Raw genomic sequence first — 957 nt, forward strand, 5'->3', positions numbered from 1 at the left:
TGGCGGTTGATCATTTCCCCCTGCCAATTTATAATTCATAAATCATAACTCATAAATGAACACCTCTCTTTCCGAAGAATCAATCACTCTTCAGCGTGCCGCGCACGAGCTGATGTATTTGGGTACGGACGGTAGTCCGGTTTATAGCGATGAGCTGTCCCGTCGCAACGGTGAGGTCTATCGTCTGACGACGGCTTTGTATAGTTCCTTAGCGAAAGGTGCAACTACAGAAGAACAGGCAAACGTCTGTCTTGCGTTGTTGATGGGGTATAGTGCCTCGTTCATAGACCATGGCGAAAAACAGGAACATGTGCAGCAGGTTCTGAACCGTTGTTGGGATATTCTAAATGAACTCCCGGTATCCTTATTGAAACTCCGTCTGCTTACTGCTTGTTATGGTGAAGTGTTCGACGAGCCTTTGGCCGACGAAGTCCGCAAGATTATTTCCTCCTGGAACGGATCATCTCTTACCGCAGAGCAGCGGGAAGCCATTGAGGAGTTTCAGAATGTGGTGGATAATCCCTATCCATGGGAAGAAGTGGACGAATAATCTGAAATAAACGATAAAAAGCTATATCCCGTTTCAGAAAAAACGTATATTTGCGTATAACTTCTAAAAATGGTCAGACAAAATGGAGCAGATGCGTAAATTGCCTATCGGTATACAGACTTTTGAGGAGATACGTAAAGATAATTATCTTTATGTAGATAAGACTGCCCTAGTTTATCAGATTGCAAATGTTGGTAAACCTTATTTCTTGAGTCGTCCCCGCCGTTTCGGCAAGAGTCTGCTTCTTTCCACCTTCGAATCCTATTTTCAAGGGCGCAAGGACTTGTTCAAAGGACTTGCCATAGAGAAATTGGAAACCAAATGGGAGGAATATCCGGTGCTACATCTGGATTTGAATGCCCGAAAGTATGAGACGGTTGCCGATTTGCTTGCCATGCTCAACCAAT

At 44.3% G+C, this 957-nt stretch carries 2 protein-coding genes; both read left to right on the forward strand.

Annotated features, from left to right (window positions below; genetic code table 11):
• Positions 1-55 precede the first annotated feature (55 nt).
• Positions 56-550 (forward strand): UpxZ family transcription anti-terminator antagonist, encoded by a 495-nt coding sequence (locus tag HMPREF9446_RS17220; protein ID WP_009127017.1) that lies wholly within the window; start codon positions 56-58, stop codon positions 548-550.
• A gap of 82 nt (positions 551-632) precedes the next feature.
• Positions 633-957, forward strand: a 325-nt coding sequence (locus HMPREF9446_RS17225; RefSeq protein WP_009127018.1) for an AAA family ATPase, incomplete at its 3' end; no start/stop codon positions are given.

It is taken from the genome of Bacteroides fluxus YIT 12057 (assembly GCF_000195635.1).
GTDB lineage: Bacteria > Bacteroidota > Bacteroidia > Bacteroidales > Bacteroidaceae > Bacteroides > Bacteroides fluxus.